This window comes from Spirulina sp. CCNP1310, assembly GCF_034932185.1.
Classification (GTDB): Bacteria; Cyanobacteriota; Cyanobacteriia; order Cyanobacteriales; family Spirulinaceae; genus Spirulina.
The window spans coordinates 1-16847 of record NZ_JAYGHW010000042.1 but is presented as its reverse complement, the minus strand read 5'-3'; the positions used below and the strand labels follow the sequence as shown (position 1 = coordinate 16847).

The window sequence follows — 16847 nt, the reverse complement described above, 5'->3', positions numbered from 1 at the left end:
GAGGGATAAACACAGTTCCCATTGCAATCGGACTTGATGCAGACCCAACCTCCATCATGGCTACACCACAAGACATGATGCTTTCTCCCTTCCCTTGTTCACCTTTGGTTCCTCATTTAAAAACATGGAATTTTCAATCGCTACATTATTAGCTCAATTCAGTCCAGAGAAATTGGTTGCGGCCAAATTTTTAGAAAAAAAGCTGGATTGTGAAGATGAATTGTGTATCGAAAAGCTCCAGATCATCCTGGATGCCTTGGAAAAAATTGGCCTGCTGAATAAGGAGTTGGGTAAGTATCGGCGGGTGATTCCGGAAGGGATGGTGGAGGCAAAGCTACGCTGCTCAAGTAAGGGCTTTTGTTTTGCGATTCAGGATGAAGAGGGGGCGGATGATATTTATGTGCGGGAAAGCTATTTAAGCAATGCTTGGAATGGCGATCGCGTCCTCGTTAAAATCATCAAGGAAGGCAGCCGTCGCCGCTCTCCGGAGGGGGCAGTTCAGGTGATTTTAGACCGGGCTAATCCCTCCCTCCTTGCCCGGATTAAACACACCGCTCAGGGCTATCGCGCCGTTCCCCTCGATGACCGCTTGCTGTTTGAAATTGCACTACAAACCACAGGGGAGGAACTGGCAGAAGCCATTGATCACCTCGTCCATGTGGAAATTCTCCGCTATGCCATCGGTACGAGTTTACCCCTGGGTCGGGTGACAAAAATCCTCGGCTCCGATGCCGAAACCGCAGCGGATACGGATATTGTCGCCTGTAAACATGACCTACCCCAAGGCTTTAGCGAGAAGGTACAGGAATTTGCCAGATTGACCCCCAAACCGGCCCCCAATGGCAAAATCGCCAAGGCGGAAATTAATAAACGCTTTGACCTGCGATCGGTGTTGACCATTACCCTCGAAGATGAGGAGCGCCTCAAAAGCAAGCCGCCGGAATTGATCGAGAATGCCTTTAGTTTAGAACCCCTGGATGATGGCCAATGGTTACTCGGGATTCACATCGCTGATTTTGCCCATTATATTGAGCCAGGCTCTCCCTTGGATAATGAGGCGAAAAAACGCGGCACAGCGGTCTATTTGGATGATTTTGTTGTACCGTTGTTTCCCGATATCATTACCCGTCGCTGTTCGTTGGTGATGGATCATGAGCGGTTGGCGATTAGTATTTTGCTGACATTGGATAAAACAGGCCAGGTGATTGAGTTTGATATTCAACCCAGTGTGATTAAGGTGGATCATCAACTCAGTTATCAACAGGTACAGGCCTATTTAGGCCAGCAAGAGGATACGCCATCGGACTTGGCGGAAGCGAACGCGATGCTGGAGCAATTGTTTTTCACCCTTGCGCCTTTGGTGAAGGCGCAACGGTTGCAGCGGGGTGGGTTTGACCTCCATACTTTGCCCCTTTCCCATGCCTTTAAGGATGAAAGTCGTTTAGGGGTGATTACGGTGGATCCCACTGTGCCGCTACGGTCAATGTTGATGGATGTGGGGATTTTGGCGGGGAAGGTGATCGCTGATCATTGTCGCAAGTTGGAGTTACCAGCGCTTTATTGTGGTCATGTGGAGCCGGATGTGATGGAGTTGGAGGATTTTATCAAGTTGGGGACAAATTTAGATCTCAATTTGGATCTCGATTCTGAGGATGAATTGACACCGGGAGATTATCAAACCTTTACCCAGGAAATTGCCAATTCTCCTGCTCCGAAAATTCTCACCGAGTTCCTCAAGAAAACGATTAAGCCGGTGCATTATGCGACAAAACCTGTGCCTCATTTTGGGTTGGCCTATAATGATGGTTATTGTCAGGTGTTGGCTCCGGGGCAACGCTATGGGGATTTGTTGATGCAGCGGTTGTTAAATACGCTGTTTACGGAGGGGCGCGATCGCCGCACGACGCGATCGCGCAAGGCGGTGAATCTCGGCAGTAGTGAATCCTATGATGAACTGACTTGGAATGTGTTGGCTCCGGCAACCCAAAGCCAATGGGAAGCGGATATGCACGAGGTGGTTCATCATCTCAATGAGCGGCTCAAGTTGGCGGAAGATGCCGAGAATGATCTGCAAGGGTTGAAAAAAGCGGAGAAGATGAAGGCTCGCACCGGGGATGTCTTCAAGGGTTGGATTACGGGGGTGCAGTCCTATGGTTTCTTTGTGGAAATTGAGGAGTTAATGGTGGAGGGGTTGGTTCATGTTTCTTCCCTCAAGGATGATTGGTATGAATACCGTTCCCGCCATAGTTGCCTTGTGGGCCGCAAAAATCGCACCGCTTACCGTTTGGGCGATCGCGTTGAGGTACAGGTGAAGAGTGTGGATTATTACCGTCAACAAATTGATCTTGTCACCGTCAGCGGCGGTAGTGCGGCGGTGAATTCCGATTTTGATGAGGATGAGTAAGCTACTCCTGACTTCCTTTGCGCCTTGGTTGGCTCATCATCGCTCCAATGCTGCCGATGATCTCCTGGGGCTATTGCCCCCGGATGATCGTTATCATTTGCTGCGTCAGTTGCCGGTGGATACGGCTTTGGCGCGGCGGGCGGTGTTGGCGACGATGGCGCAGGTGCGGCCGGCGGGGGTGGTGTGTTGTGGGATGGCGGAGGGGCGATCGCTCCTCACTGTGGAAGCGCGGGCGCGGGAGGGAACCGCTTGCCATTGGACGGCTTTGGATTTACCGAAACTGATCACAGGTTTAGCGATGACGGGGATTAGTGAGGATGCGGGGCTGTTTGTCTGTGAGGGGCTGTATTATGGCGTTTTAGAGGTGTTGCCCCAGTTGGATTGGCCTTGTTTTGGTTTGTTTGTTCATGTGCCATTGTTAACGCCATTGAATCGGGCGATCGTGTTAGGGGATTTTAGGACGATTTTGGGGCGGTTAATTTGAATTCCATCCCTCTCTGAGGATGGGCTGCTAGATATTGAACTGAACACTGGACTATCAATTGCCAACTATGCTGAAGTCACTCAAAATTGAAAATTTTCGTTGTCTCCCAAAGTTTGAGCTTCAGCAGCTTGGCAGGTTAAATTTGCTTGTGGGGACTAACAATAGTGGCAAAACTTCAATTTTAGAAGCTGTGCAACTGCTTAATGCTCAATCTAATCTGGAATCATTGCGAGAAGTGATGATCGGTCGGGGTGAATATATCTTCAGTGATGAACGAGGTCGTGGTCAAGAGCTAGATATTCGGCCTCTTCTGGATTTGAGGTGATTAGTGTATAGCAATCACGTCGGATTGCTATAGTTGGTAATGTGTAGTATAGCAATCCCATTTGATTCATGAAATAACTATTGTTACTGGGCAAGGCTTTCAGTTATCTTTTTGTTCAGCAATCACGTCGGATTGCTATAAAAATAAAATGTCAACCTGCGGAAAGTGAGCTAAAGGGGCAGGGGGGATCGAGGCTCTGAAACGCAGAGGGCGCATCCCTTCAAGTTCGACAGTGGATTGAGCAAACCCCCGACTGATTAGAGACGGAAAACCCAACACTGCATAAAATACCCTAGAAGCCCCTGCCGACTGCCCAATACCATTACTCTCCCTACGGCACACCCCAACAATCCCCTGCCCCTAAACCAAAGCTTGCAAATCCAATGCCGCTTGATTTAACTGCCGCGTGCCTACCTGCGTTTGGCGAATTCCGGCGGCGGTTTCCTGTACGCCCTTGTTCAGTGTTAGCATGGCATCGGCAACCTGTTGGGTGGCGATCGCCTGTTGTTTAACATTTAAAGAAATCTGCTGATTATTCATCACAATTTGATTAATTGCTTCCGCTACTTGCACAAATGTATTTGCCGTTGCTTGAGTGATAGTAATACTACTTTCCACAGTTTGCGTGCCGGTGTGGGTGACAATCACCGTCGAGTTAGCGGCGTTTTGAATATCGGCAACCAGGGTATTGATTTGGGAAGCAGATTGTTTACTTTGATCTGCCAGTTTGCGAATTTCCGTCGCCACCACATTAAACCCTTTCCCCTGCTCCCCCGCCCGCACCGCTTCCACCGCTGCATTGAGGGCTAATAAATTCGTTTGGTTGGCAATATCGCTCACCAATTGGGAAATACTACCAATTTGATTAGCCTTATCATTGAGTTTGCTAATTTGGATGGCGATCGCCCCCACCTGTTCCCGCAGTGCCTGCATTTCCCTTAAGGTTTGGGCAGCGGATTGATTACCCTGATCCGCCAATTGGCGCACATCTTGAGCGGTGAGGGTGGCCTGTTCCGCTTGGTGGGCGGATTGTTGGGAGGAGGCCCCCAATTCATCCATCGTGGTGGTGGTTTCATTCACCGAAGCGGCCTGCTGGCTGGCGGTGCGTTCCTGCTGTTCCGTGGTGGCGGCAATTTCATTGGAGGAGGCGGCGATCGCCTGGGTGGCCTGCTGAATGGTACGGCTGACATTATTGGTAATCCACAGGGAAAGGGCGATCGCCACCGTACCCAACACCAAAGCACTGATCAACAACCCCATAATCAACAGGTTTAAAATTCCCGTTGCTCCCCGTTGATATTCCGAGATTAAACTGCGAATTTCCGCCTCGAATTCCTGATCTAATTCGGTAAAGCGTTTACTTAATTGTCGCCCCGAATCAAGACGAAATAAACTTAAAACCTGTTCCGTCTCTCCCGCCTGCTTCAGGGCAATCATCTGGTCTGCCAATTCTTGATATTCATCGGTATATCGTTCAATTTCCTTCAAGTGTTCTTGCTGGTTTGTGGTTAATTCAAAATCATTGCGAATCATGTTCATCGTCACTTCAAAATCTTGCTTTGCTTGCTCATATTCCTGTAAATAACTATTTTCTGGAGAGATAAGATAGCCTCGCACTGTTTTGATCATCTCCATATTCGCAACTTCAATGTCATTAGATTTGTCGAGAATTGCTTCAGCTTGTTCAATGGTTTTGAATGCTTGTAAAATATTTTGAGCCGTGACCCACCCAAAGCCTGAAGCCCCAAACAATGCCATAATTGGCAAAGCATACCCCAAGAGAATTTTTTGGCGAAATTTCCACGTTTTCAACATAACTCCAAGTAACTCCAAAAGATTGAACGAATGCCGTGAAATTTGTATTTAAGAAAACGCTATTGAAGGCATACCATCAAAAAATGCTGACCCAAACTGCAAATCCAACCACAGATCACTGCATCTTTTCCCAAACCATTGCAGCATACAGCCTTTGCCTTGACGATGAGGTACAGTTGTGGTTCATTGTGCAAACTTTAGTCTGTCCCTCAACTGAGTGACTATACTCAGTGTTGCGCTGGATGTGATCGGTAAAAGCCGTCATTTCTGCTGGTAAGGGCGCTCTCCAAATTATTTTATTCTGCTCCGTTCCCCTCAATCCGGATGGGGCCAAGACCCCGGCTTTCGAGATTCAGCGTATGATGGAACAACTGACCGCTGCTTTTCCTTGTTGGCTATGGCTCTTTCTTCCGTGGTGCGATCGCTTTCCCGCTCGCCCTTGACCCAGGATTTCATCCAAAAACTTAACCATGCTGCCCCGCTGCACCTCACGGGCGTGGCACGACTCCCCAAGGGTTTAGTCAGTAGTGCGATCGCCCAACAGCTAGAGCGGCCCTTGTTGGTGGTCTGCCCCACCCTCGAAGAAGCGGGCCGCTGGGCCGCCCAGTTGGAAGTGATGGGTTGGGAGCCGGTGCGCTTTTATCCCACCTCCGAGGCCTCCCCCTATGAAGCCCTCGAACCAGAATCAGAAATGGTCTGGGGCCAGTTGGCGATCCTCAGTGAGCAGGTACGCAATCCCGATTTTAAAGGGGCGATCGTCACCACCGAGCGCGGTTTACAGCCCCATCTCCCCCCCCCAGATGCCCTAGGAACCCAACTGCGGGAACTCCGCACCGGCATGACCATCGCCCCCCAGGATTTGGATCGACACCTGGCCAGTTTGGGGTATGAGCGGGTGGCCTTGGTGGAAAGTGAGGGGCAATGGAGCCGTCGCGGCGATTTGGTGGATATTTTCCCGGTATCGACAGAATTGCCCCTGCGGTTGGAATGGTATGGGGATGACATTGAGCGAATGCGGGAATTTGACCCGGCAACCCAGCGATCGCTCGATACGATTCAAACCTGCCTGCTCACCCCCACCTCCTTCACCCCCCTCCTAGCCGCCGCCCTTCAGGATTGTGCAGAACTTTCTGAAACGGAACAAGCCGCCCTCGCAGCGGGGGAATGGCCCGCCGGCCTACGCCGCTATTTGGGCTTGGCCTATCCTGAACCCGCCAATCTCCTCCATTACCTCCCCGCTCATACCCTCGTTGTCATTGATGAGCCGGAGCAATGCCGCGCCCACTGTAGCCGCTGGGTGGAATATGTCACGGTGCAATGGCAGGCCCAGCCATCCCTGCCCCCTTTGCATCAGGATTTTGCCACGATTCAAAGCGCGATCACGACAGAATTCACCACGGTTTTACTCTCAGAATTGGTGATTGAAGGCCAAGGGATTAATCTATCCAGCCGTCCCATCCCCACCACCCCCCACCAATTCCCCAAACTGGCTGAAATTCTCCGGGGTCAACGGGAGGTGTCCAGCGGTTTGAACCTGCAAAACTATCACCAATGGCTGATTTCTGCCCAACCCTCCCGCACGGTTTCCCTCCTTCAGGAACACGACTGCAACGCCCAATTTATCCCCAATCCGAAGGATTATCCCGCCATTGAGCGATCGCACCAACAGCATTGCGCTGTGGGTTTGAAATATTCCGGTTTGGCGGAATTAGAGGGGTTTATTCTGCCCACCTATCGGATTGTGGTGGTCACAGACCGGGAATTTTTTGGCCAGCATAGTTTGGCCAGCCCCACCTATATCCGCAAACGCCGCCGCGCTGCTTCTAAACAAGTTGATCTCAATAAACTTTCCCCCGGTAACTATGTGGTGCATCGCAACCATGGGATTGGTAAGTTTTTGCAGTTGGAAACCTTAGAAGGGCGGGATTATTTAGCGATTAAATATGATGATGGCATTTTGCGCGTCCCCGCTGATTCCGTCGATAGTTTGTCACGCTTCCAACAAACCGGAAAACGGCCGCCAGAATTGAACAAAATGGCGGGGAAAACCTGGGAACGTACCAAAGCACGGGTACAAAAGGCGATTCAAAAGGTGGCGGTGGATTTGTTGGCATTGTATGCGAAGCGATCGCAACAAACCGGCTTTGCCTATCCCCCCGATGAACCCTGGCAGGCGGAACTTGAGGATTCTTTCCCCTACCAACCCACGCCGGATCAACTCAAGGCGACCCAGGATGTGAAAAGGGATTTGGAGAGCGATCGCCCCATGGATCGCCTCGTTTGTGGGGATGTGGGTTTTGGGAAAACTGAGGTGGCGATCCGGGCGATTTTTAAAGCGATTACAGCGGGGAATAAGCAAGTGGCTTTCCTCGCCCCCACCACCATCCTCACCCAACAACATTACCACACACTCAAAGAACGCTTTGCCCCCTACCCCATTCAAATCGGCCTGTTAAATCGCTTTCGCACCGCATCGGAACGGAAAGAACTCCTCCAACGACTCAAAACCGGCGAATTGGATGTGATTGTGGGAACCCAACAAATTTTAGGTAAGGGGGTCGAGTTTCGCGATTTGGGGCTGTTGGTGATTGATGAAGAGCAGCGGTTTGGGGTGAATCAAAAGGAGAAAATTAAGGCGTTAAAAACTCAGGTAGATGTGTTAACACTCACCGCTACACCGATCCCCCGCACGCTCTATATGTCCCTCTCTGGCATTCGAGAAATGAGCCTGATCACCACGCCTCCCCCTTCGCGCCGGCCCATTCAAACCCACCTTTCCCCCTACAATCCCGATGTGATCCGCACCGCGATCCGTAATGAATTAGATCGCGGTGGCCAGGTGTTTTATGTGGTTCCCCGTGTGGAGGGGATTGAAACCGTTTCGGCTCAGTTGGAGACGATGTTACCCAGTGCGCGAGTGGCGATCGCCCATGGCCAAATGGAAGAGGGGGAATTAGAAACAACAATGCTCGCCTTTAACAATGGCGAGGCGGATATTCTTGTCTGTACAACGATTGTTGAATCGGGTTTAGATATTCCCCGTGTGAACACGATCATTATTGAAGATGCCCAACGGTTTGGGCTATCGCAGTTGTATCAATTGCGGGGGCGGGTGGGGCGTTCTGGGGTGCAAGCCCATGCTTGGCTACTTTATCCGGCGACTCAATCTCTGTCAGAACCGGCTCAAAAACGACTGCGGGCCATTCAAGAATTTACCCAATTGGGTTCGGGGTATCAGTTGGCAACGCGAGATATGGAAATTCGCGGTGTGGGCAATATTTTAGGGGCGGAACAATCGGGGCAGATGTTGGAGATTGGTTTTGATCTCTATATGTCAATGTTGCAGGAGGCTCTCCAAGAGGTACGGGGTCAGGAAATCCCCAAGGTGGAGGATACTCAGATCGACCTCAAACTCACGGCCTTTATTCCGGCGGACTATATCCCCGATCTGGAGCAAAAAATGGCGGCCTATCGGGCGGTGTCCTCCTCGCTTTCGGAGCGGGAATTGTTACAAATTGAAGAGGCTTGGGGCGATCGCTACGGTTCTATCCCCCAACCGGCTTTACAGTTAATCCAAGTGGTGAAGCTCAAACAAATCGCCAAATCCCTCGGTTTTTCCCGCATCAAACCTGATGGCCCCCAACATATTGTGTTAGAAACACCGATGGAGGAACCGGCTTGGCGGCTCTTAATTGAACATCTCCCCCAACACTTGCGATCGCGCTTTGTCTATGCTCCCAAAAAAGTAACGGTGCGAGGGCTGGGGGTATTAAAACCGGAGCAACAATTGAGTAATTTAATCGATTGGCTCGGTACGATCCAAGCTGGTTTATTAGCACGTTAATCTCTCAGTGGGGAGGGCGAAAAATTTTTCGCCCCTACAAAATTCTGATGAGGTGGGGATTTCAATCCCCGACGGGGCGGAACCACTGCAAGGCACTGGCTTGTTAGAGTAGGATGATTTCTGAAAAGTCTTCTGCACAAGGGCTTCAGTGAACGAAAAACCAGTTATTCAACTTTAAGAGACCAGTGCCAAAGGCAGCAGGCACGGCATTAAATTAGGAAATATTGGGGATAGGTTCGCATTAGCCAAGCAATGCCCCCCAATAAGAGGGCTAACCCCAATAAACCCCAAGCGGCCCATTCTTTTTGCCAAGGAATTTCGGCATATTTTTCTAATAAATACAACACGAAAAATGTGCCGCCGATTGCTTGAAACTGTTGAATTTGCAAGATTCCGCCCCCATATACTGCTGCTAATCCAGAGAAAATCGTTAAGCCTTGGAGGACAACATAAACCCAGGGGCGACTGTGGCCATACCATCGCGAAGACCAAATCAGTAGGCCAATAAAATAAACAAATGTGCCAACAAATAACACCCCCGGCTGAAACAGGGGGGCAAAGGGAATCACCCACCAGCTTTGATGGAGTGGGACATAGAAGCAGATCAGGGCAAAAGAGGTGAAAACAGCGCGGGGAAGGGCGGTTTTTGAGGTGAAACCGAGGGTATAGCGGCCGGGGAGAAAGGCGATCGCAAACCCTAAAAACGCCTCCAGCATGATCACGGTGATAAAGCCTAAAACCTGGCTCTCTTGCCCAATGGCACAGGCTCCCCAAGCGAGGGTCAGTAAGAATGTGCAAACCATCCAGGGATCGAGGCGGAGTTTTTGGTAGCGGGGTTCTAAGCTTTTTTCGTGCGCCCCGTGCGTCCAAGCGAGGCAACCGGCTAAACCCAAACAACCGGGCAACGCGCCAAATTCCCCCGGACTTAAAACCATGGCCGCCCCTGAGATCAGATAGGCCAGGGCTTCATAGGCGACAAGGGGAATGAGAGCGAGGAGGGCAATCAGATAAATTCCCCCCAACCAGGCGAGGGCGAGGAGGAGGAGGACAGAGGCGATCGCCCAAATCACGTTGGCAAATGTCACCACCCCCCGCAATTTTGACCAAAGACCGGGATCGGCATGGGTTTGATAGTAACGGCGTTGGCGGGCGGCCACGGGTGGCGTAATCACCTCACGGGCTTCGAGGTCGTTAATTACCTCAATGGCCGCCTCCCGCGTCACCGTTGCGGCAAAGGCAGGGGCTGGAGTGATGACCCAAAGGCTGAGGGCAAGGAGCAAGGCAAACCAATATCGCATAGAACCCAAGGAAAGCAATAATTACCCATTCAAACCGATCCCGCCCTCAACCGTGCCGCTGATGGGCAGTTGCTTCCATTGGCCCCTAAGGATCGAAAAATCCTGCCCTTTTCAGGACAGGATTTTTCCCAAAGTTGGGAGTTCTAACAAGGCTTGGGATTATTCGACGATGATTTTAGCAATCATGCCTGCGCCACGGTGGGGCTGGCAATAGTAGTCATATTCGCCTGCTGGCGCACCTGCGAAATCAGCGGTGTAGGATTCACCAGGGGAGAACAGCAGTTGACTTTTTGAAAGTTTGGTTAAGTCTGCGCCATCGGGGCCTTTATCAAAAACAGCATTATGGGGGCCGAGTTTATTCATCAGGAACTTAACGGTGTCCCCAGTACTGATCGTCAGTTCACTGGGTTCAAACTTAAGCAGGCCACTGTCTGCACCCATTTTAATGGTGTATTCGGCGGCGTTGGCAGGTTGAGCGGTGAGGGCGAAGGAGGCGATCGCCAACAGCACAGCGGAAAGCATTAAACCTAATTTTTTTAACATGGGGTTCTACGGGTCGTCGAATTTTGCTGTACTCGATTCTATAACGCCACGCCGCGAAAACCAAGACAAGCCGTCGAAATTCGCCCCCTTTTTCCCAAACAGCGAAAAACCAAGGGGATCATGCCCCTTGGTTTTGTCCATTGACCCTCTCCCCCCTCGCCTTAAATCCCTCTCCCAACTTGGGAGAGGGACTTTGAATCTGGCTCCCCTTCTCCCTTTTTGGGAGAAGGGGTAGGGGGATGAGGGCATAAATCCCCTAGTTCACGGTTTTACCACCGCCCCACATATAGCCTTGGAGCTTGGGTTGCACCAAAATGTAACCGGCAATATCCCGGAGATCATCTTGGGTGTAGCTGCGCATTTCCGGCCAGAGGTCGGCTCGTTTCGTGCTGGGGTGCAAATCACTGAGATCGAGTTCCCCGTCGTAGCTGGTGGGGCTGTTGGCATAGTCCACCAAAGCCGCCACGTTATCCAATGGGGGTTCAGCCCCTTCGAGGTCTTCTAAACGGAGGGTAATGTTGGGGTTGGTTTTGGTGCGGCCTGCCATGTGACATTGGGAGCAGGTGTCGTTAAAGAGGCGTTTACCATGTTCGAGATCAGCATTGCTGATCACTGCTGTTTCGCCGGCTGGGTTAATTTTGATCAGCCGATAGGCTTCATCCACATCAACGGCAGCCGCTGGGGCCGCAGCCAGTTGCCAGCTAAAAACTAGGGTGGCGATCGCCACTAAGATTAATCTCACAGGACGCATCATTCTCCTCCAAAGTGATTTGTGATCCATGTCTTAAAATATTGATTCAGCAATACAGCAGGTTGGTCGAGGATCGGGGCGATCGCTCCTCACCAAAGGGAGTAACCGAACTCACTCCCGCCGATGATGGCTCAAGGGAACTGTGGCCCCATCCATGACGCAATTTCAATAGATTATAAGACGCAAAGGGACGCTAGCAGAGAAGAACCTCGATCCTGAGGGCGATGAACAACCGATTTCAGCGCATCAGCGTCCCATCCTCGGCAAATATAGCGATAATGGGCAACATTGTGGTTTGTTAACCATGGGGGTTTTTCCCCAATTGCGCAAAAACTTTGCATCTCTAGAGAGAGGAGTGTTTCATGGCATTACAATTCGTGAGTTCCGGCGGTGATCCTCAAGTGGGGAATCTGGCAACGCCGATCAATTCCTCGGGCCTAGTCCGGGCTTGGATTAATAACCTTCCCGCCTATCGCCCCGGCCTGGTGGCGAAACGCCGTGGCCTAGAAGTGGGCATGGCCCATGGTTATTTGCTCTATGGCCCCTTTACGGTGTTGGGGCCGTTGCGGGATACGGCTCAAGCCTTGGGGGTAGGTTTGATTTCGACGCTGGGCTTGGTCTTGATCTTGACAATCTGCCTTGGCCTCTATAGCCGCGTCGGTGTGGGCAAACCCATTGCCACCTTCACCACCCCCAATCCTCCCGAATGCTTCAGCACCGCAGCGGGTTGGAAGGATTTCAAAAAAGGCTTTTTTGTGGGCGGCTCTGGTGGGGCTTTTGTGGCCTACCTCCTGACCATTGGCTTAGGCGTTCTCGGCCTCTTCTAAGGTTAGCCCCCTGCTCATGCCCCATTCCCCTAGGAGTGGGGCTTTTTGTTCTGGGTGGTGAATTGATCGATTTGGGCAAAGAGGTGGTCAAGGTGCGATCGCTCTGTATAGGGATTCAATAACACCGCCTTGAGCCATAAATTGCCCTGATAGCGGGGTAGGGACAGGAAAAAATCCCCCTGAGCGGTTAAAAATTGCTGAAGTTGGCGGTTCCAATCATCCCAAGCCGTGGGGGGTAGATGGGCGGGGGTGGCGCGAAAACAAAGGATATTCATATCCGGGATTGTGGCCAGGGTTAAATCCGGTCGTTGGGCGATGTGATCTAAAAAGTAGCCCGTGAGATCATAGCTGCGGTCAATTAAGGCCCCATAGGCCGATCGCCCCAAATGTTGAAACGATAACCAAAGTTTGAGAATATCGGCGTGGCGCGTTCCCTGGATCGAGATTTCTCCCAAATTGGGGCAGTCGGGGGCGTGATCCATATAGGGGGCGGGGATTTGGATCTGTTCCGGGAGGCGATCAAAGGCCCGAAACAGCACCATGGCGCAGGTTTTGGCCACATAGAGCCATTTTTGCGGGTTGAACGTGATCGAATCGGCTTGCTCAATTCCTTCCAGACGATGCTTTTGGGCTTCGGAGAAAACTAACGCCCCCCCATAGGCGGCATCAATATGGAACCAAAGGCCGTGATCATGGGCGATCGCCCCCATCGCCCCTAACGGATCAATATTCCCTGTCACCGTCGTTCCGGCAATCCCCACCAGGGCGAAGGGGGTTTGCCCTTGGGCGCGGGCGGTTTTCAGTTGGTTCTGAAGATCGTTTAAATCCACCTGCCCCCGCTCATCGGTTTTGAGGGCAATCACCGCCTCAGTTCCCAACCCTAAAATCATCGCGGCCTTGTGGATCGAGGTATGCACTAACTCCGAAGCGAGGATCACGGGCCGCCCCATGCCCATCATTCCCTTGGTTAAAGCATCGGGAAAAGCACGATTACGGGCAGCGGTGAGGGCCGCTAAATTCGCCAATGTGCCGCCGCTGGTGAGCAATCCCCCCCCTTGGGGGCCAAGGCTAAATAAACCCGCTACTTCTGCCAAGAGCAACGCCTCCAGCCGGGAAAAAACCGGCGACATTTCCACAGAAAGGAGGTTATTGTTCAACGCCGCCACGAGGAGATCGCCGATGATTGAAACCGTTGTGGGCAAGGAATCCATGTGGCCCATGTAGCCGGGATGGGCGGCGTTCATGGAGGCGTGACAGAGGGATTCAAGATTAGAAAGCCAATCGGTTTGGGGATCGGCGGGGAGGGTGGCGATCGCCTTTAAATCCAACTCTAAAGGAGGGAGGGGCGATCGCCCTGTGGCCTCGCTCATCAGTTTGAGCAGCAAATCTAGGCCCTCCTGGAGTAGGGCCTGAACTTCGGCAACATTGCCACCCCTGGGATCAATAAAGGCAGCGGGAATCTGGGGGAGGGGTTGCTCCATTTAGGCGATCGCCGCTTTCAACGTTTGGCAAAATGCGCCGATCTCCCCTAAGGCCGCCGCCGGTTCCCCCGTCGCCAACCGCTTGACGATCGCACTCCCCACAATCACGCCATCGGCTCCCCAAGCCCGCAACTGTCGCGCCTGCTCCCCATCAGATACGCCAAACCCCACCCCAACAGGTTTATCCGTATATTGCCGCAATTGGGGCAATAAATCCTGGACTTGGCTGGCCACCTGAGTTCTCGCCCCCGTTACCCCGGTAACACTGACCAGATAAATAAAGCCTTGGGATTTGGCAGCAATGGCGGCGATCCGCGCTGGGGGGCTGGTGGGGGCAACGAGGAGGATCACCTCAATGCCGTACTGACTCGCAGTTTCTAGCACCCCGTCCGCTTCTTCGAGGGGCAAATCGGGGATCACCAAACCCTTCACCCCCGCATCGGCAATCTGGGCCATAAAGGCATCCACGCCGCGATGATAAATGGGGTTGTAGTAGGTGAAGAGGATGATCGGGGCTTTGATTTGGTGATGGTGCGATCGCACCACATCCAGCACGCCCTGAAGGGTGACACCCTGTTTTAAAGCGCGGGTGGCTGCTGCTTGAATCGTCGGGCCATCCGCGAGGGGATCGGAATAGGGTACACCCAATTCAATCAAATCTGCTCCCGCTGCATCCAATACTTTCAATGCCTCCCCCGTCGTAGCCAAGTCCGGATCACCGGCAGTAATGAAGGGGATCAGGGCGCATTGACCTTGGGCGCGGAGGGCGCGGAAGCATTCAGAAACGGAGGTCATGGAGGCAGGGGGATAGATTTCCAGAGTTCGATTCTATCAAGAAATGCGATCGCCGCTGGATTTGATTAACCTCGTGCCTTGGCAGAGCCAAGGCCACGAATTCCGGCGGCTCTGCTGCCTACTCTGCCTCAAAAGGCGTACAATTGCCCCCCAATCCATCGACGATCGCGCAGGTATTGGCCGCCATCATCCCGACATAGCTCCCCGCTGTGCCGGTGGTTTCGGTGAATAGGGGGGTTTCAGCGATGGTAACGCCCGCTTCCCGCGCCACAGTGGCGATCGCCCGATTGGAGGCGGTCAATTCCGTGAAAATCGTCGGTACTTGGGTGGCTTGAATTTTTTCGACGGTGGCTTTCACCGTGGCCGCACTGGGGGTTTCTTCGGTACTCACCCCCTGGAGGGCGGCGCTGGACTCTAGGCCATAGGCAGCGACAAAGTAATTAAACGCACCATGGGTGGTGACTAAGACCCGCTGGCCGGCGGGAATGGTTTCGATCTGTTGGCCAATCCAATCATCCAACGCGCTCAACGTGGCGGTTAAATTGGCGGCATTTTCTTGATAGGTTGCGGCATGATCCGGGGCAACGGTGGCCAGTTCGGTGGCGATGATCTCGACAGCAGAGATGATGTGTTCAACATCATGCCAAACATGGGGATCGGGGACTTTTTCCTCATCAGGGTCATCGTCGTGATCATTATGATCATCGGGATCATCATGGTCGTGGTCATGATCATCAGGATCATCATGGTCATGATCATGATCATCAGGATCATCATGGTCATGATCATCATGATCATGGCGATGTATCGCCAAAATGGGATCGGGAACAGCTTGCTCATAAACCGCCAGCGTTTTCACCCCCGCCTCGGCACTTTCTGCCAATCCCGCCGTCCCCGCTGAAAGGTTGTAGCCGTCGTAGAGGAAGAGGGAAGCTTGGGCGATCGCCCGTCGATCCGATGGCGTTGCCTGATAGGTATGGGGATCTTGATCCGCATCCATCAAGCAGGTGAGATCAACCGTTGCTGCTGCTAATTCACGGGTGAGATTACACAAAATATCGCTGGAGACGATGACTTGAGCTTTTTCCGTTGTTGGGGATTGTTCCGCTGTGGGGGAGGTGGCGGTGCAACTGGCTAAAAGCAGCGGGATCAGTGCGAGCAAGGGACGATGATCCCCCCTGCCCCCCTTCAAAAGGGGGGTTTTGGTGGGATTAGAGGCGAATAGAGGCATGATAAATTAGAATGAGAATCGTTATCACTTTAGCTTAACCAGGATTGTGCCACAACCACGGGTTATATTAATGATAGTCATTCTCACACTGACCCTCCCACACTGACCATGCTCGAAGTCTGTCACCTCACCGCCAGTTATCGCAACCACTTAGCCCTCCAAGATGTTTCCTTTGTGTTGCATCCGGGCCAGGTGACGAACCTATTGGGGCCCAATGGGGCGGGGAAAAGTACAATGCTTAAGGCTTTACTGGGCTTGATTCCCCTGCGCAGTGGTGCAGTTTTTTGGCATAAAACCCCCTTGCGGCAACATCTGCGCCGCGTCGCCTATGTCCCCCAACGCAGTGCCATTGATTGGGACTATCCGATTACCGTGGAAAATGTGGTGCGGTTGGGGCGGGTGCGGCAAACGGGTTGGTTGCGGGATTTGTCACCCCAGGGGAAGGCGATCGCCCATCAAGCCCTAGAACGGGTTGGCATGGCCGACTATCGCCGCCACCCCATCGGGGAACTTTCCGGAGGGCAACAGCAACGGGTTTTTATTGCCCGTGCTTTAGCCCAAGAAGCAGATATTTTCTTTTTTGATGAACCCTTTACGGGCATTGATCCCCAAACGGAACGAGTTCTCTTTGATATTTTTGCCCAACTCAAGGCGGAGGGCAAAACCCTGTTGGTGATTAGCCATGATCTGGGCAATCACCTCGCCCACTATGATCAATTTCTCTTGCTCAATCAAACCTTGATCGCCTCTGGAACGCAAAAAGAGGTGATGTGTCCCGATTGCTTAGAGCGGGCCTATGGCAAGGGTTTTTTCCTGCGGGCTGCCTAATTTGTGGAATCTTGGTGAATCTCACGGTCGAGGCGGATAACGACTAAAGTCGTTACGAAAATAGTGCGGGAGTCTGAAAGCCCCGTCGCTTTAGCGCGGGGATGAAAGACGACAGGGCGACTTTAGTCGCCGTCCTTGCAGGGCGGCTTATATTGTGTGCTAGGATATAGCCATGATTGTACTAGAGTTTAAAGCCTACGGAAAGCCCCAGCAATTCAGCG

Annotated in this window: 12 protein-coding genes and 1 pseudogene; 6 read left to right on the top strand and 7 right to left on the bottom strand. The window is 52.2% G+C overall.

Annotated elements, in window-relative coordinates; translation table 11 throughout:
• The first annotated feature begins 124 nt into the window (after positions 1-124).
• The 3 genes and pseudogenes from VB712_RS09080 to VB712_RS09070 form a co-directional block, all read left to right on the top strand.
• The gene (locus VB712_RS09080) at positions 125-2404 is read left to right on the top strand and encodes a ribonuclease R family protein (RefSeq protein ID WP_323254243.1); all 2280 of its coding nucleotides are present in this window, start codon (positions 125-127) and stop codon (positions 2402-2404) included.
• Positions 2397-2888: a peptidase C15 gene (locus VB712_RS09075; RefSeq protein ID WP_323254242.1), complete on the top strand. Its 492-nt coding sequence runs from the start codon at positions 2397-2399 to the stop codon at positions 2886-2888. The genes VB712_RS09080 and VB712_RS09075 overlap by 8 nt, the downstream gene beginning before the upstream one ends.
• A gap of 67 nt (positions 2889-2955) precedes the next feature.
• Positions 2956-3198, top strand: a pseudogene (locus VB712_RS09070) (AAA family ATPase); the annotation flags it as partial.
• A gap of 375 nt (positions 3199-3573) precedes the next feature.
• Here the strand turns inward: VB712_RS09070 and VB712_RS09065 are convergent.
• Positions 3574-5028 (bottom strand): methyl-accepting chemotaxis protein, encoded by a 1455-nt coding sequence (locus VB712_RS09065; RefSeq protein ID WP_323254240.1) that lies wholly within the window; start codon positions 5026-5028, stop codon positions 3574-3576.
• Between the two features lie 397 nt (positions 5029-5425).
• Between VB712_RS09065 and mfd the strand changes: the two genes are divergently transcribed.
• Entirely contained in the window at positions 5426-8872 is a 3447-nt protein-coding gene (mfd, locus tag VB712_RS09060; RefSeq protein ID WP_323254239.1) for a transcription-repair coupling factor, read from the top strand.
• 209 nt (positions 8873-9081) lie between these two features.
• Here the strand turns inward: mfd and VB712_RS09055 are convergent, their stop codons facing one another.
• The 3 genes from VB712_RS09055 to psbV form a co-directional block, all read right to left on the bottom strand.
• Positions 9082-10170, bottom strand: coding sequence for a hypothetical protein (locus VB712_RS09055; RefSeq protein WP_323254238.1), 1089 nt, complete (start codon positions 10168-10170; stop codon positions 9082-9084).
• A gap of 159 nt (positions 10171-10329) precedes the next feature.
• Positions 10330-10713, bottom strand: a complete 384-nt coding sequence (petE, locus tag VB712_RS09050; protein WP_323254237.1) for a plastocyanin — start codon at positions 10711-10713, stop codon at positions 10330-10332.
• A gap of 256 nt (positions 10714-10969) precedes the next feature.
• Complete coding sequence (gene psbV / locus VB712_RS09045; protein WP_323254236.1) at positions 10970-11464, bottom strand: photosystem II cytochrome c-550; 495 nt, start codon at positions 11462-11464, stop codon at positions 10970-10972.
• Between the two features lie 362 nt (positions 11465-11826).
• Between psbV and VB712_RS09040 the strand changes: the two genes are divergently transcribed.
• Positions 11827-12291 (top strand): photosystem I reaction center subunit XI, encoded by a 465-nt coding sequence (locus VB712_RS09040; protein WP_323254235.1) that lies wholly within the window; start codon positions 11827-11829, stop codon positions 12289-12291.
• A gap of 29 nt (positions 12292-12320) precedes the next feature.
• On the opposite strand, the gene VB712_RS09035 is transcribed toward VB712_RS09040, so the two are convergent.
• From VB712_RS09035 to VB712_RS09025, 3 genes are all read right to left on the bottom strand, one after another.
• The gene (locus VB712_RS09035) at positions 12321-13772 is read right to left on the bottom strand and encodes a pyridoxal phosphate-dependent decarboxylase family protein (RefSeq protein WP_323254234.1); all 1452 of its coding nucleotides are present in this window, start codon (positions 13770-13772) and stop codon (positions 12321-12323) included.
• Positions 13773-14567: a tryptophan synthase subunit alpha gene (trpA, locus tag VB712_RS09030; RefSeq protein WP_323254233.1), complete on the bottom strand. Its 795-nt coding sequence runs from the start codon at positions 14565-14567 to the stop codon at positions 13773-13775. It abuts the gene before it with no gap.
• A 118-nt stretch (positions 14568-14685) separates the two neighbouring features.
• Positions 14686-15729: a metal ABC transporter solute-binding protein, Zn/Mn family gene (locus tag VB712_RS09025; protein ID WP_323254232.1), complete on the bottom strand. Its 1044-nt coding sequence runs from the start codon at positions 15727-15729 to the stop codon at positions 14686-14688.
• Between the two features lie 177 nt (positions 15730-15906).
• Between VB712_RS09025 and VB712_RS09020 the strand changes: the two genes are divergently transcribed.
• The gene (locus VB712_RS09020; RefSeq protein WP_323254231.1) at positions 15907-16626 is read left to right on the top strand and encodes a metal ABC transporter ATP-binding protein; all 720 of its coding nucleotides are present in this window, start codon (positions 15907-15909) and stop codon (positions 16624-16626) included.
• Positions 16627-16847: the final 221 nt, after the last annotated feature.

Coding starts and splice junctions, on each gene's coding strand:
- VB712_RS09020 (WP_323254231.1), top strand. CDS start 15,907: ATGCTCGAAGTCTGTCACCTCACCGCCAGTTATCGCAACCACTTAGCC.
- VB712_RS09065 (WP_323254240.1), bottom strand. CDS start 5,028: ATGTTGAAAACGTGGAAATTTCGCCAAAAAATTCTCTTGGGGTATGCT.
- VB712_RS09075 (WP_323254242.1), top strand. CDS start 2,397: ATGAGTAAGCTACTCCTGACTTCCTTTGCGCCTTGGTTGGCTCATCAT.
- trpA (WP_323254233.1), bottom strand. CDS start 14,567: ATGACCTCCGTTTCTGAATGCTTCCGCGCCCTCCGCGCCCAAGGTCAA.
- psbV (WP_323254236.1), bottom strand. CDS start 11,464: ATGCGTCCTGTGAGATTAATCTTAGTGGCGATCGCCACCCTAGTTTTT.
- mfd (WP_323254239.1), top strand. CDS start 5,426: ATGGCTCTTTCTTCCGTGGTGCGATCGCTTTCCCGCTCGCCCTTGACC.
- VB712_RS09080 (WP_323254243.1), top strand. CDS start 125: ATGGAATTTTCAATCGCTACATTATTAGCTCAATTCAGTCCAGAGAAA.
- VB712_RS09035 (WP_323254234.1), bottom strand. CDS start 13,772: ATGGAGCAACCCCTCCCCCAGATTCCCGCTGCCTTTATTGATCCCAGG.
- VB712_RS09055 (WP_323254238.1), bottom strand. CDS start 10,170: ATGCGATATTGGTTTGCCTTGCTCCTTGCCCTCAGCCTTTGGGTCATC.
- petE (WP_323254237.1), bottom strand. CDS start 10,713: ATGTTAAAAAAATTAGGTTTAATGCTTTCCGCTGTGCTGTTGGCGATC.
- VB712_RS09040 (WP_323254235.1), top strand. CDS start 11,827: ATGGCATTACAATTCGTGAGTTCCGGCGGTGATCCTCAAGTGGGGAAT.